Origin of the sequence: Pseudomonas sp. GM78 (assembly GCF_000282475.1) — a bacterium.
GTDB lineage: Bacteria > Pseudomonadota > Gammaproteobacteria > Pseudomonadales > Pseudomonadaceae > Aquipseudomonas.
Genome location: NZ_AKJF01000201.1, coordinates 20,218 through 43,210 on the forward strand (window position 1 = coordinate 20,218; position 22,993 = coordinate 43,210).

18 protein-coding genes and 1 pseudogene are annotated in these 22,993 nt (G+C 49.6%); 11 read left to right on the top strand and 8 right to left on the bottom strand.

What is annotated here, in order from left to right:
• Positions 1–55 precede the first annotated feature (55 nt).
• The 8 genes from PMI35_RS33370 to rfbC all read left to right on the top strand — a co-directional run bounded on the left by PMI35_RS33370 (position 56) and on the right by rfbC (position 10,290).
• Positions 56–3,118 (top strand): glycosyltransferase, encoded by a 3,063-nt coding sequence (locus PMI35_RS33370; RefSeq protein ID WP_008065129.1) that lies wholly within the window; start codon positions 56–58, stop codon positions 3,116–3,118.
• Between the two features lie 113 nt (positions 3,119–3,231).
• The gene (locus PMI35_RS34770) at positions 3,232–4,044 is read left to right on the top strand and encodes a prolyl oligopeptidase family serine peptidase (RefSeq protein WP_008065131.1); all 813 of its coding nucleotides are present in this window, start codon (positions 3,232–3,234) and stop codon (positions 4,042–4,044) included.
• Positions 4,045–4,072: 28 nt separating this feature from the next.
• On the top strand, positions 4,073–5,404 hold the full coding sequence (locus PMI35_RS34260; RefSeq protein WP_008065133.1) for an alginate O-acetyltransferase AlgX-related protein: 1,332 nt from the start codon (positions 4,073–4,075) through the stop codon (positions 5,402–5,404).
• Positions 5,405–5,434: 30 nt separating this feature from the next.
• The gene (locus tag PMI35_RS04015) at positions 5,435–6,601 is read left to right on the top strand and encodes a nucleotide sugar dehydrogenase (RefSeq protein WP_008065135.1); all 1,167 of its coding nucleotides are present in this window, start codon (positions 5,435–5,437) and stop codon (positions 6,599–6,601) included.
• 254 nt (positions 6,602–6,855) lie between these two features.
• On the top strand, positions 6,856–7,956 hold the full coding sequence (rfbB, locus tag PMI35_RS04010) for a dTDP-glucose 4,6-dehydratase (RefSeq protein ID WP_008065137.1): 1,101 nt from the start codon (positions 6,856–6,858) through the stop codon (positions 7,954–7,956).
• Positions 7,953–8,855, top strand: coding sequence for a dTDP-4-dehydrorhamnose reductase (gene rfbD, locus PMI35_RS04005; RefSeq protein ID WP_008065139.1), 903 nt, complete (start codon positions 7,953–7,955; stop codon positions 8,853–8,855). Before rfbB ends, rfbD begins: the two co-directional genes overlap by 4 nt.
• Before the next feature lie 8 nt (positions 8,856–8,863).
• On the top strand, positions 8,864–9,745 hold the full coding sequence (rfbA, locus tag PMI35_RS04000; RefSeq protein ID WP_008065141.1) for a glucose-1-phosphate thymidylyltransferase RfbA: 882 nt from the start codon (positions 8,864–8,866) through the stop codon (positions 9,743–9,745).
• Entirely contained in the window at positions 9,745–10,290 is a 546-nt protein-coding gene (gene rfbC / locus PMI35_RS03995) for a dTDP-4-dehydrorhamnose 3,5-epimerase (protein ID WP_008065142.1), read from the top strand. Before rfbA ends, rfbC begins: the two co-directional genes overlap by 1 nt.
• A gap of 113 nt (positions 10,291–10,403) precedes the next feature.
• On the opposite strand, the gene PMI35_RS03990 is transcribed toward rfbC, so the two are convergent.
• The 8 genes and pseudogenes from PMI35_RS03990 to PMI35_RS34850 form a co-directional block, all read right to left on the bottom strand.
• Positions 10,404–12,398: a polysaccharide biosynthesis protein gene (locus tag PMI35_RS03990; RefSeq protein ID WP_032832061.1), complete on the bottom strand. Its 1,995-nt coding sequence runs from the start codon at positions 12,396–12,398 to the stop codon at positions 10,404–10,406.
• Positions 12,399–12,505: 107 nt separating this feature from the next.
• On the bottom strand, positions 12,506–13,534 hold the full coding sequence (locus PMI35_RS03985) for an MraY family glycosyltransferase (protein ID WP_008065155.1): 1,029 nt from the start codon (positions 13,532–13,534) through the stop codon (positions 12,506–12,508).
• A complete protein-coding gene (locus PMI35_RS03980; protein ID WP_008065173.1) occupies positions 13,531–14,502 on the bottom strand; it encodes a UDP-glucose 4-epimerase family protein in 972 nt (323 codons plus the stop codon). Before PMI35_RS03980 ends, PMI35_RS03985 begins: the two co-directional genes overlap by 4 nt.
• Before the next feature lie 54 nt (positions 14,503–14,556).
• Positions 14,557–15,666, bottom strand: a complete 1,110-nt coding sequence (locus PMI35_RS03975) for a glycosyltransferase family 4 protein (RefSeq protein ID WP_008065175.1) — start codon at positions 15,664–15,666, stop codon at positions 14,557–14,559.
• Positions 15,663–16,808 (bottom strand): glycosyltransferase family 4 protein, encoded by a 1,146-nt coding sequence (locus PMI35_RS03970; protein WP_008065177.1) that lies wholly within the window; start codon positions 16,806–16,808, stop codon positions 15,663–15,665. The genes PMI35_RS03975 and PMI35_RS03970 overlap by 4 nt, the downstream gene beginning before the upstream one ends.
• The gene (locus PMI35_RS03965) at positions 16,809–17,705 is read right to left on the bottom strand and encodes a GDP-mannose 4,6-dehydratase (protein ID WP_008065179.1); all 897 of its coding nucleotides are present in this window, start codon (positions 17,703–17,705) and stop codon (positions 16,809–16,811) included.
• Entirely contained in the window at positions 17,705–18,736 is a 1,032-nt protein-coding gene (gmd, locus tag PMI35_RS03960; RefSeq protein ID WP_008065180.1) for a GDP-mannose 4,6-dehydratase, read from the bottom strand. The genes PMI35_RS03965 and gmd overlap by 1 nt, the downstream gene beginning before the upstream one ends.
• Before the next feature lie 666 nt (positions 18,737–19,402).
• A pseudogene (locus tag PMI35_RS34850) lies at positions 19,403–19,659 on the bottom strand (hypothetical protein); the annotation flags it as partial.
• A 188-nt stretch (positions 19,660–19,847) separates the two neighbouring features.
• On the opposite strand from PMI35_RS34850, the gene PMI35_RS03955 reads away from it, so the two are divergent.
• From PMI35_RS03955 to PMI35_RS03945, 3 genes are read left to right on the top strand one after another with little or no spacing between them, the layout of a single operon-like run.
• Entirely contained in the window at positions 19,848–20,672 is an 825-nt protein-coding gene (locus PMI35_RS03955; RefSeq protein WP_238543210.1) for an ABC transporter permease, read from the top strand.
• A gap of 12 nt (positions 20,673–20,684) precedes the next feature.
• Positions 20,685–21,428, top strand: a complete 744-nt coding sequence (locus PMI35_RS03950) for an ABC transporter ATP-binding protein (protein WP_008065182.1) — start codon at positions 20,685–20,687, stop codon at positions 21,426–21,428.
• Between the two features lie 6 nt (positions 21,429–21,434).
• Positions 21,435–22,982, top strand: a complete 1,548-nt coding sequence (locus PMI35_RS03945; RefSeq protein ID WP_008065183.1) for an FkbM family methyltransferase — start codon at positions 21,435–21,437, stop codon at positions 22,980–22,982.
• Positions 22,983–22,993 lie beyond the last annotated feature (11 nt).

A 22,993-nucleotide genomic window follows, 5' to 3' on the forward strand; every position in this document is an offset into this window, starting at 1 on the left:
ATTTCATAACAAAAACGAAAAATTAACTTTGGCTTTATGCACCCGAGCAAAGAATATGAAAACCCAAACCAAAAACACTCACAGCGCTTTTTCTAGAGCGAACATGGCTTTAAGGCAGCAAAATTACAGTGAAGCACTGGAGCTGTACAATGTCGCACGCCTAGAAAACGGCGAACTTCATGAGCTGATTGATTTTAACGTAAAAATAATTTCAAATCGTATCTCAACACTCCCGACGACAAATAAAAGCGTACATAATTACGCTCTAGTCATCCATGCATTCCATCTGGACACACTTCCGGATCTAGAAATCTATTCGAAAAACTTCCCACAAGACGCTGATCAATATGTAACGTTTCCCGAGGATTTTGGCAACGAAAAAATAGATATCATTAAAAAGACCTTCCCTAAAGCGCACCTTATCCCGGTTCCCAATATTGGCCAGGATATTGGCGCTCTATTTAACTTAATGGAGAAGCACAACCTATCGCAATACAGCTTCATATGCAAAATACATACAAAAAAAGGCAACAAAAAACCTGATCAGTGGCGACAAACTTTATTGAAGGGAGTTTTGGGCAGCAAACAACAAGTCCAAAACACTATCAATTTATTTCAGAGCAACCATCATGTAAAACTCGCGGGAGCGAAGCAGCTTTACATTTATGGCCCATCTAATTTATGGAAGAACTCCCAAAATATTGAATCAATATTTGGAGAGCTCGTAGGTGATTTTAACTTCAACAAAAATGATTGGGGTTTTTTTGCTGGTACCTGCTTCTGGATCTCTACTGACATCCTAGGTGACATTTATAAGCAGATGCAAAAAATCGAAATGAAGCCGGCAACTTATACTGATGACGGTACTCCGGCGCATGCAGTCGAGAGAATGTTCGGTCTATTACCAACAATCATGGGCGCTAAAGTAGTTCTAAATGACGTCGTAAAAATCAACGACTACACAGTAGAGTCAAAGACTTTTCCGAACGACTTAGCAAAAAATCAAATATCAATAGTAGCTTTACTAGAAAATTTGACACCCGCCGCTGCTCCCAAAACCGCAACCATCATTGAGGCACAATCTACACTAAAGAGCATTCCTCAACTGGCCAAACTGAAAATTCGAGGTTCTTTGGAATGCGTTGTTGATCGTGCTGAGATTCACGGCTGGGTTGCTGCCATCGGAGATCAAGCTCCCAGGACAGCTATATTACGCTTCGGTAGCGATACGGATACTGGTACGGATATCACCGTAGAGGCAAGCACATTTAGAGCTGATCTGAAAGCCCATAATATAAATGAAGGCAAGCATGCATTTTCTGTGACTGTTCCTCATGCTTTCATGAACGGTAAAAAACATAAGATTTTTCTAATTGACGCTCAAACAAAGACCATTATTTCGGAAAAAACAAGCTCGTGGAAACAACCGAAACGAAGCTATGTCGATTTTTCGGGCTTTTTAAAATCGTCAATGACTCAGCCTATGGTCAACGCGCCTTTCACTGAAGAGGATAAGCGCAGTTTCGCCATGATGGAAAACATTGCTAATAGATTACATCACAAAGCTACAGAGTCTAAAAACAAGCCGCTTGTAAGCGTAATAATGCCAACTTACAATCGTGAAAAAATAATTAGTCTAGCAATTCAATCTGTACTTTCTCAATACTACACAAACTTTGAGCTTATCATTATTGATGACTGTAGTACTGACGACAGCATTCAAATCATAGAACAATTCAATGACAGCCGAATTCGCCTTTTACGTCAAACTACTAATCAAGGTCACTCTGCGTCGAGAAATAAGGGATTAGAAGCGGCACAAGGTAAAATCGTAACATATCTTGACTCCGACAACTTATGGGATAGCCGCTATATAGGCGCAACAGTAGGCGCCTTTATGAGTCTGCCCAATGCCAACTCTATTTATTCCGGGCAACTTCTGTACCGCGGAGAGTCATCAACCCCATTTGCCGCCAGGTACGGTCACTTCAACCGCTCCCTTCTAGAAAATAATAATTATATTGACTTGAACGCGTTCGCCCATCGCCGAGAGCTTCTTAGTAAAATAAAGGGTTTTGACGAAACCTTAAAAAGATTCGTCGATTACGACTTAATCCTGAAAGCATCTGAACAAGGCACCATGTTTTCTGTACCAGTACTACTTAGTCAGTATTATTATGACAAGGCGGAAAATACAGTAACTAATGATTCGCGACACTTAGTCAACATGGGCGTTGTTCGCAATCGCATGTCGGAAAGACTAGCAATTAAGCAATTAAAAACCGCCCAACAAAAACTTAAACGGCGCGTTACAATTGTAATACCAAATTGGGAGTCACTGGAAGATATTCAGGAATGTATAGACTCTATCCACGCCTTTGAATGGTATGGAATGCTGAGTACGATAGTGATTGACAATGCATCAAGCATCGAAGTAAAAGAATATCTGCGTTCAGAGGCAGAAAAATCTAGAATTACCCTAATAGAAAATACTAAGAACTTTGGCTTTACCTATGCCGTCAACCAAGGTATTGAGTCCGCTCAGAAGGACGCCGATATTCTACTACTTAATAATGACGCGATGATTCATGGCGGAGCAATACAAGCCCTGCAAAACGCTTGCTACAAGTTGAAAGATGCAGGAATGACTGTACCAAGACAAATACTTCCAAAAAACACAAAAACACTTCGTACCCACGTCCCCTATGCAAACGAAATGAATGACTGCGATGTAAACATTTCAGCCCACCATCAAAATATCGCAGAAGTTTCTCTTTTCCATGATGGAAGTCCTCTTGACCTTTCATATGCTGCATTCTTTGCCGTGTACATTCGGCGTGATGTTATTAATGATATAGGACCATTAGATGCTGAGTATGGGCGACACTACCGTTCAGACCGCACATATTGTGACCTCATGAGAAACACATTGAAACGAAAACTCTATTATGTACCAGAGGCGTTTGTTACTCATAAACTTCAAAAGGCAACAGATAGCCTGAGGGATGACAACGCATTAATGAGCGAGTTTGAATTAATGTTTCGGCGAAACCAGTGGGACAGTTCGACCTCTAAAGAACTAAACTTCCGCAAGGCGGCCTGGGATTGTTTTGACTGAGACAGAATCAAATCTCATTAATACATATACCTGCACCAGGCTAACCGAAGGCTCTAATTCAACTAGATATCGTACTATCAGATAATTAGAGCCTTTTACAGCATGAGAATAAGATGACAATTGAATTACAAAAAAAAATAGTTGATCGTAATGACTTCAACGCTATAACTTCGGAAGGCTGGTACAACGTAAATTTAGGCGCGTTTACACTAGATTTCTATTTTCGTCCGTCTGAATTTAAACGAGCGTGGATTTTTTCACCCGGGTGGTTAGATAGAAAGCAGTTCCCAGTACCTTACTTCCAAAGAGCTAAATGGTTTAGCTCCTTAGAAGGTGTAGGACTATCGCTTTCGGACCCAAGCTTAGCACTCGATGAAGATATTCAAGTTGGCTGGTTCTTGGGAAATGATAAAACTGACTACCTCTACGAAACTGCCAAATATATCGGAGAACTGCTAGAATTCATGGGAATTCCAAAAGAGCAAATTAACTTTTTTGGTTCATCAGCCGGCGGGTTTTCTTCATTAGGCTTTGCTACCTATCTTCGAGGTTCGAGAGCATTAGTAGTAAATCCGCAAACTGACCTTTTTCGCTTCCACAACATACCCGAATTGGGGAAAATCATCAGATCCGGATTTTACTCTCGAAACACGACACAAATTAATACAGAATACCCATGGCGATTTTCTATTTATGCTTTATTCAAAAAAGAAAACTATACACCACCATGTTTGATCATGATAAATACCGCTGATGATTGGCACGTGTCAGAGCACGTTGCCCCACTATTAGCAAAGCTCAGTGGACATGCGTTATCTAACGAACTAACTGTAAAGTTTTTTTATGATATGGACATGGGGCATAATCCCCCAGGCCCTCAAATCATGCTACCTATAATGGAAAAATTTTCTCACCCTTATGCTTGATTAATATGCTTTTATCGAGAGAGTTATCGTGCCGACACGTGAATTCAAATATCTTCCTATCATAAGCGCGGACCAAAAACGCCCAAATGCTAGATGGTGGATTGATACCCCACTTAACGCTGCTTCATGCGCGGTGCACAATGATTTACTAGAAATCAAGGGCTGGGTGTTAAGCTCACAAAATACCAGCATACTTATCCGCACGTCGCTTAAAACGTATGAATTTCAGTTAACCGAAGAAAGGCCTGATGTATTAACTAGATTACTTACAGCTGAAACTATAGGCAATTTTAGTTCGAAATGTGGATTTGATATTAAAATCCAATTTGAAGAGCATTTAGACTTTGGATTAAAGCAGGATGGCTGCGAATACTGGATTCAAGTAATCGCTGCTGTTGCTAGACCAAAGGTTCTTATCGGAACTGATAACTGGTTATTTTTAGACAACGATACAAATAGAAGCGTTGATCAATTTCGGGGCAAGTTTACTCTATCTACTGAGACCATCTTAAGGTGGCGAGATTATTACAACTGGATACGCAAAAAAGCATCTGACGCAGACTTGACATGGCAATTCTTTGTGGCTCCAGCCAAAGAAGAGTTATTTCCCGATTTCTATCCATTCAATCGCGGAAAGACAACCCCCATCGATCAGTTTTTGCATGAGTTCAAACTCATGGATAATATCGTCTACCCGTTAAAACAACTACACGAAGCCAGGGAACTTTCTTATTACCGCACAGACACTCACTGGAGCGACTACGGGGCTTATTTAGGGGCAATAGATATACTAAAAGGATTTAAACTAGGGTCGCACTCCGACCGTTTAATTAATTCTTTCAAGGCCGTATCGTCTAAAGGAGACTTGGGTTCAAAGTTGTTTCCAGAACAAACATCAACATCATTATTATTATCAAATGCACCAACTAGCGCCATTAAAATATTTGACAACGGCATATCAAATATCGGCAGAATATGGATTTATGAGAATATTAAAAGCTCTACTGAGTATACTTTACTCATTTTCGGTGATTCTTTCTCTGTAAACCTTATAGCTCAGTTGGCCTGTGTATTTCGCAGAATTGTATATGCACACACTGCAGCAATTTTTGATCAATCAATCGTAGACCAAGAACACCCTGATTTTTTACTACTACAAACAAATCAACGATTTTTAGCTAGACCACCAGAGGCTAATCAAAGTATCTGGGATACCATACATGACAAGCTTTTGGGATTTACCCCAAACGATCTAATACTTGTTACCAATCATATGAATAAACAGCAAGATCAATCTAGCATTTTTTACACAAAAAAAATGCTAGAGCAACTGTACAACCAACCTCACCACCACCCATAAGTGATTGTAACTACAAAAGCGAGAAGCGTCTTGAAAATTACCGTTGTTGGAACAGGTTATGTTGGATTATCTAACTCTGTTTTGCTTGCGCAACATAACGAAGTTACTGCTCTAGATATATCGCCAACCCGAGTAAATGCTCTAAACCAGCGAAAAAGTGTAGTCTCCGATTCTGGACTAGAAGATTTTCTAGCAAATGAAACCCTAAATCTACATGCGACCCTGGACACAAAACAAGCGTACGAAGATGCTGAATTTGTTATCATTGCAACGCCTACAGATTATGATCCAGAAACCAACCACTTCAATACATCATCAGTAGAAAATGTTATAAATGATATACTTTCCTACAACAAGAAAACCACTATAGTTATTAAATCAACTGTCCCCGTTGGCTTTACTGAACGGATGCGTCACCATTTTGATTATGAGAGAATATTATTCTCTCCTGAATTTTTGCGCGAAGGGCGCGCACTATACGACAATCTGCATCCGTCTCGAATTATTGTTGGAAGCAAAACCAAGCAGGCCGAAACATTTGCAAACCTACTTAAGCAGGGTGCAATAAAATCCGACATATCGATACTTTTAACAGACTCGACTGAAGCCGAGGCCATTAAACTTTTCTCCAACACTTTCCTAGCAATGCGAATTGCCTACTTTAACGAACTCGACACTTATGCAGAAGTACACAAACTCAACACAAAAAACATAATCGAAGGGGTAAGCTTAGACCCTCGCATCGGAAACCACTACAACAATCCGTCATTCGGCTACGGCGGCTACTGCCTTCCAAAAGATACCAAGCAATTATTGGCCAATTATGCAGACGTGCCAAGCACATTGATTAAGGCAATTGTAGACTCAAATACTACGCGGAAAGACTTCATAGCCGATTCTATCCTTAAAAAGAATCCGCGCTCAGTTGGAATTTATCGGTTGATAATGAAGTCCGGGTCAGACAATTTCCGCACCTCATCCATACAAGGTATAATGAAAAGATTAAAATCAAAAGGTATCGAAGTTGTCGTATATGAGCCAACAATGAGCGACTCCACCTTCTTCAACTCAAAAGTAATCAATGATCTTTACACCTTTAAAAGTCAAGCCGATATTATAATTGCCAACCGTCTTTCCGATGAATTGTCTGACGTTTTAGAAAAAGTTTACACCAGGGACCTATTTGGCAGTGACTGAATGAAACTACTCAATCATGCTGTTTTTTTGATCACGCCGAAATCTAAACAGCTTGACGCGCACAATTACACCGTCACTATAGTTTTATATGGTGACAGAATTTTGCTTTCGGAGCGTCCCTAATAGCTATTTAACGATAACCATACGAATTCAAGCCGACGTAAATGACGCGCTACACGGAACTTTTACAAATCGTGCTCAAGCTGTAATAATACGCAACCAGTTAGAACTTCAAACGCCAAGAGATATTACGGATGATCTTAATCACAGGCGGAGCCGGGTTTATCGGCTCCAATTTCGCTCAGCAATGGTGTGCACATAGCAGCGAGCCTATCTTGAATCTGGACGCACTGACCTATGCCGGTAATTTGGCGAACCTACAGTCGTTAGAGAATTCGCCACAGCATACTTTCGTCCATGGCAATATCCTGGACGCCGAGCTCCTCGCACGCTTGTTCTCCGAGTACGCCCCCCGCGCAGTGGTCCATTTTGCTGCAGAGTCCCATGTGGACCGCTCCATTCACGGCCCGGAGGCATTCGTCGAAACCAACGTGAATGGTACGTTCCGCTTGCTCGAGGCCGCACGAGCTTATTGGTCGGGTCTGGACGCTGAAGCCAAAAGCGCCTTCCGCTTTCTTCACGTCTCCACCGATGAGGTCTACGGAACATTAGGCGCGGAAGATCCCGCGTTCAGCGAAACAACTCCGTATGCTCCTAACAGCCCCTACTCTGCCAGCAAGGCTGCAAGCGATCACCTGGTGCGGTCATATCATCACACCTACGGCATGCCGGTGCTGACCACCAATTGCTCGAACAATTACGGTCCCTTCCACTTCCCGGAAAAGTTGATCCCGTTGATGATTGTCAACGCACTCGCCGGCAAGTCGCTGCCTGTTTACGGTGACGGGCAACAGATCCGTGACTGGCTCTTTGTTGAAGACCACTGTGCAGCCATTCGTCGAGTTCTTGAAGCAGGGACTCCAGGAGAGGTTTACAACGTCGGCGGCTGGAACGAGAAGGCCAACATCGACATCGTGCACACCGTCTGCAATTTGCTGGACGAGTTGGCGCCGGCAGCAGGGCGTGGTGTTCGCCATGCGCTGACCGATGCCCCTGTTGAACGTTATGTAGAATTGATCACCCATGTCACTGATCGCCCCGGCCATGACCGTCGCTATGCTATCGACGCGCGCAAGATCGAGCGTGAGCTGGGCTGGTTGCCTGCCGAGACATTCGAGACGGGTATCCGCAAGACGGTGCAATGGTACCTGGCGAATCAGCCTTGGGTGAACGGCGTGCTCGATGGCAGTTATCGGGAATGGGAAAAACTGCAATACAAGACCGAACACGCATGAAGATCCTACTACTAGGCAAAAATGGTCAAGTGGGTTGGGAACTCCAACGTGCCCTCGCCCCTTTGGGCGAGGTGATTGCGCTCGATCGCCAAGGTGAGAATGGATTATGCGGTGACTTGGCAGACCTCGATGGCCTGGCAGCCACTGTTCGACGAGTAGCGCCCCAGGTGATTGTCAACGCAGCGGCTTACACCGCCGTAGACAAGGCCGAAAGCGAGCCAGAGATCGCCTACCGTATCAACGCCGAGGCCGCCGGTGTCCTCGCGAGGGAGGCTGTGGCTCTTGGTGCCTGGCTGGTTCACTACTCTACCGACTATGTATTTGATGGCAGCGGTGACCAGCCCAAAGATGAAACCACCGCTGTAGGGCCGTTGTCCGTCTACGGCAGCAGCAAGCGTGCGGGTGAAGCAGCTATCACGACCTCGGGCGCAAAAAGCGTCGTGTTCAGGACCAGTTGGGTCTACGCCGAACGTGGTAACAACTTCGCAAAGACCATGCTTCGCTTGGCTCAGGAACGCGAACAACTGAACGTCGTCGACGATCAGATTGGAGCGCCGACCGGCGCAGACTTGATTGCCGATGTGACGGCTCATGCCATTCGCTTACTGATGTCCAACGACAGTCACGCCCTGGCAGGGATTTATCACCTGGCGGCGAAGGGCGAGACCTCATGGTGCGGCTTCGCACGCCATGTACTGGAGCATGCGGAAAAGGCGGGTATTCCTCTCAAGGTCAGTGCCGCAAAAGTCGGCGCAATCATGACCGAGGCGTACCCGCTGCCAGCGGCACGACCACGGAACTCACGCCTTGATTGCAATCGGCTGGAGTCGACTTTTGGCCTGAAACTGCCGCATTGGCAATTCGGTGTCACGCGCATGCTGAATGAAATAATCAACTAGGAGGCAACATGGCACGTAAAGGAATAATTTTGGCGGGTGGATCGGGCACTCGACTGCACCCCGCGACTTTGTCGATATCCAAGCAACTTTTGCCGGTTTACGACAAGCCGATGATCTACTACCCGCTCAGCACATTGATGCTGTCGGGCATCCGCGACATTTTGATTATTTCTACTCCCCAGGATACCCCTCGCTTTGAACAGCTGCTGGGCGACGGCAGCCAGTGGGGCATCAATCTATCCTATGCCGTGCAGTCGAGCCCGGATGGTTTGGCACAGGCCTTCGTAATCGGCGCCGATTTTATTGGCAACGATCAATCGGCACTGGTTCTGGGCGACAACATTTTCTACGGTCATGATTTCCAACCGTTGCTCAACAGTGCCATGCAACGTGATACGGGTGCAACGGTGTTCGCATACCATGTGCAGGACCCAGAGCGCTATGGTGTTGCGGAGTTTGATTCGGCTGGCCGTGTATTGTCCCTGGAAGAAAAACCTCTCGTACCGAAATCCAGCTATGCGGTGACCGGCCTGTATTTCTACGACAATCAAGTAGTTGATCTGGCTAAAGAACTGCGACCGTCACCTCGGGGTGAGCTGGAAATCACAGACCTCAACTCCCTGTATCTTGATCAACAGAATCTGCATGTCGAAATCATGGGCCGTGGCTATGCATGGCTTGACACCGGCACCCATGACAGCTTGCTTGAGGCCAGTCAGTACATTGCAACCCTCGAAAGGCGCCAAGGCCTGAAAGTGGCCTGCCCTGAAGAGATCAGTTTCCGAGCAGGTTGGATCGACGCGGAACATTTACTGCGCCTGGCGCAACCACTGGCTAAAAATGGTTACGGCAAGTACCTGCAAAACCTCCTGAAGGACAAGGTGTACTGATGCAAGGCGTTCAACTGGCAATTCCTGAAGTCGTATTGATTACTCCCAAGGTGTTTGGGGATGAGCGCGGATTCTTCTATGAGAGTTTTAGCGCGGGTGCCTTTTATGAGGCTACGGATGTCAAGCCCAGCTTTGTGCAGGACAATCATTCCAGGTCGGTAAAGGGTGTTCTGCGCGGACTGCACTACCAATTGCCCCCGCACGCACAAGGCAAGTTAGTACGAGTCATTCAAGGCGAAGTCTTCGATGTGGCGGTGGATATCCGCCGTAACTCCCCTACATTTGGCCAATGGGTAGGTGAAATTCTTTCTGCCGACAACAAGCGACAACTGTGGATTCCACCTGGATTTGCCCACGGATTTGTCACCTTGAGCGATACGGCTGAATTCCTCTACAAGACGACCGATGTCTACTCGCCATCTTGCGAGCGGTGCATCATGTGGAACGACCCTGAAATTGGCATCGATTGGGGATACGACGGCGAGCCTATCTTGTCTGGAAAGGACCAGCTTGGTGTATTGCTCGCCAATGCCGAAGTCTTTTGAAGGTTTGAGCTGAAGTAATAGCAATTGCTGCACAAGCCCCACCGGAAAATCTCAGGTGGGGCTTTCAATGTTTGGCATTAAAAGCGTGATGCTCTAAACACCATGCGAAACAATCATGGCTCAAGGCGACGCTGCTGGTAAATCCAGTCGACAATATCGCCGTCAGGGGTATAGCCGCTGACCATGTCACGCAGTAACTGGCGTACACGTGCGTAATCATCCTTTTCAACGGCGCTGAGTAGTTCGGACAGTTTATCCTTGAGTACATCCCAAGGCAGGTGATCTTCATTGGCGCTCATGATCATCGGGTGCTGGGTGGCACTGACGTTGTCGCCAATCAGCAACTCTTCGTAAAGCTTTTCACCAGGGCGCAGCCCGGTAAATTCGATCGAGATATCGCCCTGGAGATTTCTCTCCGAACGAACACTCAAACCGGACAGATGAATCATCTTCTCTGCCAACTCGACAATCTTCACCGGCTCGCCCATGTCGAGCACGAACACATCCCCACCCTGCCCCATGGAACCCGCCTGGATCACCAGTTGCGCGGCCTCGGGAATGGTCATGAAATAGCGAGTGATTTTCGGGTGAGTGACTGTCAATGGTCCTCCGGCCTTGATCTGCTTGTAAAACAGCGGAATCACCGAACCTGAGGACCCCAGCACATTCCCGAAACGAACCATGGTAAAGCGCGTTTTATTAACTCTGGATACATTGGCCTTGTCGCCGAACAGGACCGGCGCAATCTCATGACTCAAGGCCTGGAGCGTCAATTCGGCCAGACGCTTGGTACTGCCCATCACATTCGTGGGACGAACCGCCTTGTCCGTGGAGATCAGCACAAAGTTGGAAACACCCGCCTGCAATGCGGCCTGAGCGGTGTTGAGCGTACCAATGACGTTGTTCAACACGCCTTCTGCAATATTGTGCTCGACCATGGGTACGTGTTTGTACGCTGCTGCGTGGTAGACCGTATCTACACCCCAGGTCTTCATCACATCCACCAGTTTGTCCTGATGACGTATGGAGCCGAGGATCGGCAACAGTCGAATAGGCACCGTCTGCCGGGCCGCACGCTGCTCCAGCTCCGTGAGAATGCTATAGAGGTTGAATTCGCCGTGATCAAACAACAAAAGCGTGGTCGGGGCCAGCGAGAAGATCTGTCGACACAGCTCTGAACCGATCGAGCCCCCAGCCCCTGTCACCATGACTGTCTTGCCTTTGATACAGCGCTCGAGCAAGTCCGGTTGTGCAGGCACCGAATCGCGTCCCAGCAAGTCAGCGATATCGACTTCCTGAATGTCTTCAACCTTCACCCGGCCGCTCGCCAGGTCGCTAAAGTTGGGAACGCTGCGAATGTGCAGCGGGAAATGCTCCAGGAAAGTCAGGATTTCCCGACGTCGTGCACGGGTAGATGACGGAAGCGCCAGAAGAATCTCCTGAGCACCGGTCTCGTCGATCATCTGTTGAATATGCTTGGGTTTATAGACCTGCAAACCGGCAATCACCCGATCTGCGATGCTTTGATCGTCATCGATAAACGCCACGGGACGCATGACCCGCCCCATGCGAAGCGCCGCGACCAGCTGATTTCCCGCCACTCCCGCACCGTAGATCGCGACTTTGGTGAGGCTATCATCGCGAACGGTAAAGGAGATATGTTGAGCGCCGGCGAACCAGTCGCCCATGAAGTAATGGCGCATGCACAGACGTAGCCCGCCAATGATAACGAGGCTTAACCACCAGTAGTTGAAGACGATGGATCGCGGCACTACGGTTTGGTGATTGCTGTACCAATAGACCACGAGCGCCAGAATCAACGAGGAAAGACTGACCGCCTTGATAATAGCGATCAGCGCGTCATTGCCGAAGTAGCGCATGACGGCACGGTACATGCCGAACCTGATGAATAGCGGTATGGCGACGACAGGGGCGCTGACGAACAACCAGAAATGGACCCTGAAGGGGTTGTACATATCATCGATGCCCAGTCGCACGAGGAATGCCAACCACAGAGCTCCCCAGACCAAAACGATGTCTGTGGTCACCTGTATCAGTCGCTTGCGGCGTCTGGGAAGCCCTAAAAGGCCTGCCCTGACCTTGTCCATGAACTCTTCAAACACCTTTGCCTTCTCCCCTGAACTGCCATATCACGGTAGTGGAACCTTATAGGCGCATCTCATCCACTTTAGAATCGAAATGACCGAAATGTTACTCAGTTTTTCACCGGTGGGGTTTCAAGCTCGCCCGCGTGGTACTTGATAGCGAGCGCAATCAATGGAGCATAGGCCAAAATCAATCCCGCCCCTGCGTTCAGGCCGAATCGTGTAATGCCTACTGCGATAGGCAACAGCCAAAGCAAATTGATCGCCCCCACGACCGCTGTAACCGTCAAATGGCTGCCAAACCGACGAGAGGCGAACTGATAGGCATGGCTGCGATGCGCTTCATAGACCTTGTCGCCGCGCAGTAAACGGCGAAACAGCGTGAACGTTGCATCGACAATGAACACGCCCAGCAAGATCAGCCAGCCCCACAGCAAGTCTGCCGAGACCCACGCTGCTTGGAGTGAGAGCCCTCCAAGGACAATCCCCAGAAAACCACTCCCGGCGTCCCCCATGAAAATTTTCGCGGGGGGGAAATTCCAGAACAGAAAACCGGCTACGGCAATGGCCAACAACAACGGAGCCCAGATCAAGTCCGCCGCATTACTCACCCAGTACAACAAACAAGCCCCGAGACAAACGCAAATTGCCTCGACACTGGCAATTCCGTCGATACCGTCCATGAAGTTGTAAAGGTTGAGCAGCCAAACCAGATAAAACGTCGCTAGCACATGACCAAACCATCCGAGGTCAAATGGGTACCCAAAGAACTCAATAACGGGCAACCCACCGAGCCAGAATAGCAACCAGATCGATGCAGCGAAATGCCCCAACAAGCGCCAACGGGCAGCGATGTGCCCGTGGTCATCCATGAATCCGATAACGGCGATCAGGGTGCCGGCACCCGCAATGCCTAGAAACGCCTGGGAGGGCATCAACCTTGCCAACCAAAGCATCAACAGCGCCAAGGTAAATGCCAGGACAATTGCCACGCCTCCACCCCGAGGCGTTGGCACCGAGTGAGAGCTACGCGCATTGGGAATATCCATCAGGCTTCGTGAGAGGGCATAACGACGCAGGGCCCACGTCAGGGAAAAAGACGCAGCGACAATGACAGGGATAAACCAGCCATAATTCATGATTTATGGGAGTCCAGAAAATGTTGCGCCGTCAGGGCCAAAGCTTGATCGAGTGTGACCGGAGGCCTCCAGCCCAATAGTTGTCGGTTTTTGCTGATATCAACTTGCAGGGACCCGAGAATACGATCTGCCAGTGCTTGCTGACCAAGTAACGCGGCAACGCCACTCATGAGTCGCGCCGGTACGGGCAATAACCTGGCTGGCTTGCCCAAGGCTGCCCCTAACTTGTGCAACAGTTGCGTGGTCGAGACGTCTTCACCGTCGCTGACCAGGAATACTTGATTGGTGGCCGCCGGATGATCGGAACAGGTGACGATCAAGTCCACCAGATTGTCTACGGAAACCAGGCTACGCCGATTGTCGACAGCGCCAAAAGGTAACGGAACGCCACGATACAACCAGCGCATCATGCTGAGAAAGTTGGCTTTGACGCCTGGGCCATAGACCAATACGGGCCGGATGATGACCACCTCCATCCCCGTGGTTGCGGCGAGCGCCATCAATCCTTTCTCTGCCTCATATTTGGAGATCCCGTAAGGGTCAATGGGGCCTGGTACATCATCTGCCCGGTATACGGTGCCCGGCGCTGTGCCTTCCCCATTTACCTTGATGGAACTGATGAAGATAAAACGCTTCACACCGTACGCCGCGGCCTGACGGGCAAGGTTGAGTGTAGCCTCGACATTGACTTCACGAAACGCCGCCAACGGGTCCGAAGCCACCTCATTCATGACATGAACCCGAGCAGCCGCATGGACAACTACATCGACGTCAGTCAGGGTGGTCTTCCAATCGTTTGCTCCATTGAGGCTGCCCAACTGCGGCGAACGCACTCCCATGGGCAGTGTGGCGGACGGTGTTCGCAAAGGCGCTGTAACTAAACACCCAGGCATCTGCACCAATCGATTGATCAATGCCCGCCCCAGAAATCCGCTACCGCCGGTAACCAGAAATGACATAGATCTCATGAGTGGCCCTTGGAATACAAAAAAAACAATGCCCGGGCACTGTGCCGCAATCTTTCAAAGCAGTGAGCGATAAATCTCGGCATAGGATTTTGCCATCGAATCAGAAGAGAACACCGTTTCGAAACGTCGCTGCGCCGCCTCTCCCATCGCTGCCGCCACATCCGGCTGATTCCAGAGGCAGGTCATTGCCGCGGCCAGCGCGACGGAATCACGGGGAGGCACGACCAAACCGGTCTCCCCCGCAATATTGATGTAAGTGGTGCCAGAACCCATTTCACAGGAAATCATTGGCTTGCCGTACATCGCACCTTCAAGCAACGAAATACCGAAAGACTCAGATCGCAGGTGTGAAGGGAAAACGAACGCGTAGCACAGTTGCAGAAGAGCAGCCTTGTCTTCGTCAGGTAACCCACCAAGGAAATGCACGTTGGACAATCCCATTTGATCAGCCTGTGCCTTGAGTTCAACCTCAAGCCCCCCTCCTCCCAGAATGACGACGGGAAGTTGAGTCGCTTTAGCGGCCTCAAGCAAATAGTTCAGGCCTTTGTAGTAACGCAATGCACCGACGAACAGAAAAAAACGCTCTCCCAGACGCTCACGCCACAATGCAAGTTTCTGCGCCGAAGGCGTGGGGTAGGTTTCACGGTCCAACCCATAAGGCACGACACGAACCTTGTCTTTGAAACGTGTTAATACCGGACTGCTTTCAGCATAGTTAGGTGAAGAAGCGACAATACAGTCAACGCTGGACAAGAAGCGATTCATCAACGGTTGATAAAGCTTGAGAAGCATTTTTTGCTTGACGATATCCGAGTGATAACTGACGACAGCTGGCTTGTTGATTCGACTGACAAAATGCACCAGATCCATGTAAGGCCATGGGAAATGGTAGTTAACAATATCTGCCTTCTTCGCCAACTCGGCAAAATCCTTGAACGCCGATAGCGAGAAACCGGTGGAGGCGACATGCAAATCGAGTTTGGAGCGATGAGTCAAATGGTGCCCCACCCTTTCATTGCGTGCCGCACCTCGCTCACTGAGATAAAGCACTTCAGATTCAAACCCGTGACGGATCCCGCCTTCGGCAATCTGAAAAATGACTTGCTCGATACCACCCATGGTCTCCGGGTAGTACGTCTTGAAGAAGTGCAGAACCTTGATCATTGTCCCTTGACCACCTTCTGGTAAACCTCAAGCGTTTGCATTGCACAGCGCTCCCAGGAAAACCTGGCAGCATGCAACAAACCTTGCTCGACGGCACTGGCACGCCACATCTCATCTTCCAGACCTCGACGGATGAGCTGTGTCAGCGTTTCCGTGTCCTTGGCATCGCACATCAATGCGGCTTCACCGGCGACTTCCGGTAACGAAGAGCTGTTTGAGCAGACCACCGGTACACCGGAACTCATCGCCTCTAGTACCGGCAATCCAAACCCTTCATAAAGCGAAGGAAAGGTAAAAAGACGAGCACCAGCAAACAACAAAGGAAGATCTTCACTGGGTACAAAACCCAGGTAATAAGCCCAGCCTTCGCGCTTTGCACTTTCCAGACGCTGGTGAATGGCCTCGTTTCGCCAGCCATGATAACCGGTCAACACCAACGGCCAGCGCTTGCGCAACTCGAGCGGAAGCCGGGAGTAGGCATCAAGCAACGTCTCGATGTTCTTGCGAGGCTCGATTGTCCCGACAAAAAGGCTGTAACCGCCCACCTCAAGTCCATGACGCGAAAGCGCACTTCTGAGCACTTCTGCGCTACGAGGATGAAACTCCGCGGAACTGGCGAGCGGTACCGTATGGATACGCTCGATAGGCCAGGAAAAGTAATCGGCTAACTCTCTGCGCGTGTACTCGGAGTCAGTGATCAGCGCATCCGCCCTTACCAAAGTGGTTTTAAGCTCTTTCTGCAAATAGCGCACAAGCTGCGGCGCATGGCAGTGAGACCAGGTAAAGGGCGACAAATCGTGGAAGGTTGCAACACTGCGGCCCGGAAAAGGCGGCAGATAATAATTAGGGCTATGGTAAAGAAAATCACCATGACCTTTTAGAGCATGTTTCCTGAGCAATGGCATCAGGAGACGATAAGCCTCGACCGCCAGGAAGTTTTTTTGTACAGCCCGTTTCAGGCCGTAACCGCTACCGGACGCTTCGGCAGCTGTCGGTAACGTTGGTAAGAACCTTCGACCAGAAAAAAACTGCAGATCGACGATTTCTGGACTCTGCTGCAGTCGCAGCGCCAATTCATAGGTGTAACGACCAATACCGGTTAGCGGGAAGCGAACCGGTTCAACAGACAGAATTAACTTCATTTAATCGGCCGTCAGCATCCAGTTCAGGGTTTCGCCCAAGGAAGGGGTTGCCCAGCCAGGTACTAGCGCCAGCAATCTGGAGTTATCTCCGCAGAGGGTTTTCACCTCGTTGGCACGGACAAAGGCAGGATTCACATCAACCTCGATATCGTGCCCGGTAATCCCTTTACACAGCTCGATGATCTCACGCAGCGAATGGGTCTGCCCCGAACTGACATTGATAGTCTGACCAAGCGGTCTCGCTTCAATCAATTCCCGATAAGCAGCCACTAACGCGCGAACATCGCTGAAGTCGCGCCAGACATCCAGGTTACCGAGTTCGATCCTCTGCGCCTTGCGGCGGAAATGAGAAACAATTTTTGGCAACAGGAAGTTTTCGGCCTGGCCAACACCCGTGTAGTTGAAAGGACGAGTGATCACGATGGGTAGACGGTCGTGCCAGAGATTGGCCATGTATTCCATGGCCAACTTGCTGACAGCATAATCGTTGGCTGGTGCCGGAGGCGTGGTCTCCGACAACAAGCCACCCGACGCGTTGCCATAGACATTCGCGCTACTGGCAATCAATACGCAATCCGGCGTCTTGCCGCTGCCGGCAATGGCTTCCAGCAAATTGCACGTGCCAATCAGGTTGACCTGATAGAAAGCGTGCGCTGCGCCATGCCCAACAAACGCCAATGCTGCGAGATGCACCACAACGTCAGGCTGAATCTTTGCCAGCAACGTGCGCAAACCAGGACCATCGGCCAAGTCTACCTGATGATAATTGTGCTCATCGGAGGGCTGACTGCCCAATCCGAAAACCTCGTAGCCATGAGCTCGAAGTTCAGCAGTCATGTAACGACCGGTGAAGCCTTGAATACCCGTAATCAGTGCACGTTTGCCAGCATTGGTCATCAGAACGAGAATCCTTGTTCATTACGACGCAGGTCAGCATCAACCATCATGCGGCATAGCTCTTCCAGGGTAGTTTTTGGCTCCCAACCGAGAACTTCCTTGGCTTTGGCCGGGTTACCGATCAGCAACTCAACTTCAGTCGGGCGGTAGAATTTCGGGTTGATCGTGACCAGCACCTTGCCGGTTGCTGCATCAGTGCCCTGCTCGTCTTCCGCAGTACCGGCCCAGGAAATGGTGATACCCACTGCCTTGAATGCCATGGAAACGAAGTCGCGAACAGTTTCGGTGCGATTGGTCGCCAACACGAAAGTATCCGGCTCATCAGCCTGCAGCATGCGCCACATGCCTTCCACGTACTCCTTGGCAAAACCCCAATCGCGCTTGGCGTCCAGGTTGCCCAATTCCATCTTGTCCATCAGACCCAGCTTGATCTTGGCGACGGAGTCGGTGATTTTGCGAGTTACAAACTCACGGCCACGCAGCGGAGACTCATGGTTGAACAAGATGCCGCTGGTAGCGAAAATCCCGTACGACTCACGATAGTTGATGGTCATCCAGTGAGCGTAGAGCTTGGCCACACCATACGGGCTACGCGGGTAGAAAGGCGTGCTTTCGATCTGCGGGATAGCTTGTACCTTGCCGAACATCTCGGAGGTAGATGCCTGGTAGAAGCGCACCTTGGGATTAACGATACGGATGGCTTCCAGCAGGTTGACCGCGCCCAGGCCGGTAATTTCAGCAGTGGTCAGCGGCTGCTCGAACGAAACACCCACAAAGCTCTGCGCTGCAAGGTTGTAGACCTCAGTGGCTTCGGTAGTTTGCAGCAGGCGGATGCTGGCTGACAGGTCAGTCAGGTCGTATTCGACCAAATGCAGGTTAGGGTTGGATTGAATGCCCAACTCTTCGATACGCCAGAAATTGACAGAGCTAGTACGACGGTAGGTACCGTATACGGTGTACCCCTTCTCCAGCAGCAGTTCCGCCAGGTAGGCGCCGTCTTGACCTGTAATACCAGTGACAATTGCTTTCATGCGATTCCTCTAAACTCCATTTGAGTGCCTAAACAGGCCCTTATGTAGATATGCGCCATTTCGGCTCCGACCTGCTGAGCCTCAAAATCTTGCAGATCATACAGAATGCGCTCCCTCAGGACGATACCCAAAGGGTAACCAATGAGCAGTCCAAGCTTTTTTGTCGTCATCGAACGACGACTGACTGGCAGACCCTCTGAATTCGGATACCACGGCAATCCGCCCCCCCCCTTCAGCCAGGTAGCCACGCTAGGTTAATTCACCACCCCCCCCTTTTTTTTCGGGGCAGAGAGGTCGTCGCGGAGCGTTATTCATGCGTAAGATTCAAGTTTTCTGCATCTCAAGCTGAGGTGGCGCTAACTGCCAGCCACATCGCCTTCAGCTTGCAAATGGGTGAGCCCGCGTTTCTGACTACCTTACCCCCTTCGCTGCCAGCGGGCTGTCTTGGCCCTTTGCGTTTTCTGGCGCTGAGTTGCAAAGGCATCTGTTTCCTACACCGTCTTGCACTAATACCCTGACCCCGAAGCGGGATGACCCCACGCCGAACTGTGTTGACCCCCGGCTACTCCCAACGACCTAGAGGAACACTCGCATGGTGCCTAATCCCGGCAACCGCTGTAAATCTCGATAGACTCGGCGTGATTGATTGCAAAAAATCCGGTGCATGCCGTGAACGTGGTGAACCAGCACAGACTCAACATCGGCACCGGCATGAGCCTTCATTCCAAAGAAATACAGATTAGCTTTCATCGTCTGACCGCAAGAATCGCAAGGGGTTTTCGACCTCCGCTATCCTCAGGGCAATCCGGTTCAATGGGCTTCAGCAAGCCACTCCAGGGGACAACCTGATCCATCTCAACGAGAAACTGTTGGCGGCGTGCTTGCCAGCGCTCGCCAGCATGCTCGAAGTCGAAAAAGCTCATCTGCTCATGGCGGGCTCGGGGCAGTGACAAGGCTATATCTAAGCAGATCTGGGGACTTGTGCGGAGCCGGTGAGACCCGCCACTGGAGAATTTTCAGAGCATGCTTCAAGCAACTGAACGAATGCAGGATAGAAAAAAACTACAAAGAGTGACACGTCACTGACACCTGCCTAAAATGGGGCGTTTTTTTGATCAATAATCTGGTGTCTTCAATGCGCAATGGTTCAGTAAGTATCGCCCTGTCGGACATCGTCGCTGCGATGAGGCGATACGCTTTGGTAGGGATGCTTGGCTGGCAGGACGTTCGTCAGCGTTATAGACGGTCCGCGCTCGGTCCGTTCTGGCTGACAATAAGCATGGGCGTGATGATCGGCACCATCGGCGTCGTTTTCGGTCAGATCTTTAATTCTCCCCTCCAGGAGTTTTTGCCCTTCCTAGCAGTCGGCATGATCCTCTGGGGCTTCATCGCAACCGTTATAAATGAGGGATGCACTGGCTTTATCTCCGCCGAAGGGATCATCAAGCAGCTACCGATCCCCTTGTTTACCCACATACTTCGCATGATTTGGCGGAACATATTAATTCTGGGTCACAACATCCTGATCTTCCCGCTGGTGCTGCTAGCAGTCGGCAAGCCACTGACCTGGATAGCGCTAGTCAGCATCCCAGGCTTGCTCGTTGTACTCCTGAATCTGACCTGGATAGCACTGTTGCTGGCGGTCTTGTGCGCACGTTATCGCGACCTTCCGCAAATCATAGGTAGCTTGCTGCAAATCGTTTTCTATCTCACCCCGATCATGTGGATGCCAAACTTGCTGCCACAACGTGCAGGTCTGTATCTGCTAGACCTGAATCCGACCTATCATCTTATTTCCGTGGTGCGCTCCCCGCTGATTGGGCAACTGCCTTCCGATACTAATTGGTGGGTTTCGCTTGGCATGGCGGCCGCTGGATGGCTCATCGCACTCGTGGTTTATGGCCGATACAAGCGCCGTATCGCCTACTGGCTCTAAGAAGAAATTTTAATGTCCTCAATTGAATTCAAAAATGTTTGCGTGGATTTCCCGATTTACAACGCCAACAGCCGCTCCCTGAAAAAGCGTCTGATTCAGGTTGCGACGGGCGGACAATTGGGCTCCGATCAGCAAGGGCGTGTAGTTGTCCGAGCACTGGAAGACCTCACTTTCACGCTCAACAAGGGTGACCGGGTCGGGCTGCTCGGGCATAACGGAGCCGGAAAAAGCACCCTGCTGCGCTTGCTGAGTAGCGTATATGAGCCCTCTTCGGGCACGGCCCGGATCAACGGCGAGATCGGCTCGCTCATCGACATTTCCCTAGGCACTGATCCCGAAGCGACCGGCAGAGAAAATATTTTTCTTCGCGGCGGCCTACTGGGAATGACAAAAACCCAAGTGAAAGAAAAACTTGATGAGATCATCGAATTTTCGGAACTGGGTGATTTCGTGGACATGCCGCTGCGTACTTACTCAACCGGTATGCATTTGCGCCTAGCCTTTGCCGTATCAACCACAGTCAGACCAGAAATTCTGTTGATGGATGAATGGCTGTCCGTAGGCGATGAAGGCTTCAAGCAAAAAGCTGAAGCGCGAATGAGAGAGCTTGTCAAGTCAACCAATATACTGGTCATAGCCAGCCACTCCCGGGAATTGGTTATGCACACCTGCAATCGAGTACTATGGCTGGAGCACGGCAAGATAAAAATGGATGGCGACCCGGAAACGGTCACTGCTGCCTATTTTGGAGCTTAAGCGCCAATGAAGACGATAAAACGCGAAGGCCTAGATGTCGGCACTGCATTTTCCTCGACATCTAAGCGGATGCAAAGTAACTGCAGCGGTTTGCCGGAAGAACCCCAGTTGCTGGATACGCCTGAACAGGCCCTACGGAAGGATGCATCCGTAGAGCCTCAGCCGGCAGAAAACTTTCAACCCCCGGCTGAGCAATCTTCCTTTTACCGTGACAGCTTCAAGGCAAAAATCAAGCGCGTGCTGCGACTGATTGCAAAGCATACATATAGAATCCTGAAGCCGCTCATCAAGCCGATCGCCTTTCGTGCCCGAGAGTACTTCATCGCTGGTTTTAGCACCCAATCCTTGGGTATTGCTCGCCAACAACAAGCAGCCATGGATGAATTTCTACTCAAGATTGAAGCAATAAAGCATCAATCAGCCATGGATGAACTCCTGCTAAAAATCAAAGCCTTGGAAAACCCCTCAGCCGTAGCTGGACTTCAACTCAAAATCGAAGCACTGGAGCATCAGACGGCCATGGATGCGCTCCTGCTCAAAATTGGAGCACTGGAACACAAAACAGCAATGGACGGACTCATTCAGAAAATTGAAGTGCTGGAAAACTCAGCAGCCATGGATCAGCTCATTCTGAAAATCGAAGAACTGGAGCAGCATGTTGCCTCTGTTGCTGCGAGCCAACGATTAGCCGCAGAACATCCTCAGCAACTTGTACCCGCAGAACTGGTACAGCAAATTAATAGAATTGAAGAATACACCTACGCGTCCGCTCGACGCGTAGCTGTGAACTGTGGGTCTGACGAAATAATGATACGGAGTGAAATCGGCTTCGTACTTTGCTCGGCTGACGATCACGCATTGATCGCAACGCTTCTCGAAGCTGGAGAACTGGAGCCAGGAACCCGCCAGCTCATCCGTAAAACATTAAAACCTGGCGACACCTACATCGACGTTGGCGCTAACATTGGAATGCACATGCTAGCAGCCGCTCAAGCCATGAATGGTTCCGGCAAAATAATTGGCTTCGAACCCTTCGGCCCGACGAAAGCCCTGATAGATAAAACCATGTGGATTAATGGCTTTTCAGGCATTACTGAAACCCACCAGATGGCCGTATCAAACAAGTCAGGCTCGCAACTGCTCAATCTGGGCGCGACAAGCGGCCACCACTCTCTTTTTAAACTCGATACGCCTGCGGCGCTTGCCAAACCACCCGTTCAGGTCGAACTGATTTCCCTGGACGAAATAATAAAGCCAAATCAGGTGGCTCACCTCCTGAAAATTGATGCAGAAGGTGCAGAGCTGGAGGTTATTGAGGGCGCCAAGCGGTTGCTGAAAGATAATCCGCAGATCAAACTTATCGTCGAGCTGGGCCTTTCTCACTTGGAGCGGACAGGTCATACCATTGAAGACTGGCTCGAAAAATTCAGCAACCTGGGTTTCGACTATCAAGTCATCAACGCTAACTCGGGAGAGCTTGAAACCCACAGCGTTGAAGAACTGAAAATTGCGGGAGCCGTAAACTTGTTCTTTTCTAAGACCCAAACAATCTAAACATTGGAAAT

What these genes read in the sequence shown, in the direction of transcription:
- PMI35_RS33370 (WP_008065129.1), top strand. Translation starts at nt 56, where the DNA reads ATGAAAACCCAAACCAAAAACACTCACAGCGCTTTTTCTAGAGCGAAC.
- PMI35_RS34770 (WP_008065131.1), top strand. Translation starts at nt 3,232, where the DNA reads ATGACAATTGAATTACAAAAAAAAATAGTTGATCGTAATGACTTCAAC.
- rfbB (WP_008065137.1), top strand. Translation starts at nt 6,856, where the DNA reads ATGATCTTAATCACAGGCGGAGCCGGGTTTATCGGCTCCAATTTCGCT.
- rfbD (WP_008065139.1), top strand. Translation starts at nt 7,953, where the DNA reads ATGAAGATCCTACTACTAGGCAAAAATGGTCAAGTGGGTTGGGAACTC.
- rfbA (WP_008065141.1), top strand. Translation starts at nt 8,864, where the DNA reads ATGGCACGTAAAGGAATAATTTTGGCGGGTGGATCGGGCACTCGACTG.
- rfbC (WP_008065142.1), top strand. Translation starts at nt 9,745, where the DNA reads ATGCAAGGCGTTCAACTGGCAATTCCTGAAGTCGTATTGATTACTCCC.
- PMI35_RS03990 (WP_032832061.1), bottom strand. Translation starts at nt 12,398, where the DNA reads ATGGACAAGGTCAGGGCAGGCCTTTTAGGGCTTCCCAGACGCCGCAAG.
- PMI35_RS03985 (WP_008065155.1), bottom strand. Translation starts at nt 13,534, where the DNA reads ATGAATTATGGCTGGTTTATCCCTGTCATTGTCGCTGCGTCTTTTTCC.
- PMI35_RS03980 (WP_008065173.1), bottom strand. Translation starts at nt 14,502, where the DNA reads ATGAGATCTATGTCATTTCTGGTTACCGGCGGTAGCGGATTTCTGGGG.
- PMI35_RS03975 (WP_008065175.1), bottom strand. Translation starts at nt 15,666, where the DNA reads ATGATCAAGGTTCTGCACTTCTTCAAGACGTACTACCCGGAGACCATG.
- PMI35_RS03970 (WP_008065177.1), bottom strand. Translation starts at nt 16,808, where the DNA reads ATGAAGTTAATTCTGTCTGTTGAACCGGTTCGCTTCCCGCTAACCGGT.
- PMI35_RS03965 (WP_008065179.1), bottom strand. Translation starts at nt 17,705, where the DNA reads ATGACCAATGCTGGCAAACGTGCACTGATTACGGGTATTCAAGGCTTC.
- gmd (WP_008065180.1), bottom strand. Translation starts at nt 18,736, where the DNA reads ATGAAAGCAATTGTCACTGGTATTACAGGTCAAGACGGCGCCTACCTG.
- PMI35_RS03950 (WP_008065182.1), top strand. Translation starts at nt 20,685, where the DNA reads ATGTCCTCAATTGAATTCAAAAATGTTTGCGTGGATTTCCCGATTTAC.
- PMI35_RS03945 (WP_008065183.1), top strand. Translation starts at nt 21,435, where the DNA reads ATGAAGACGATAAAACGCGAAGGCCTAGATGTCGGCACTGCATTTTCC.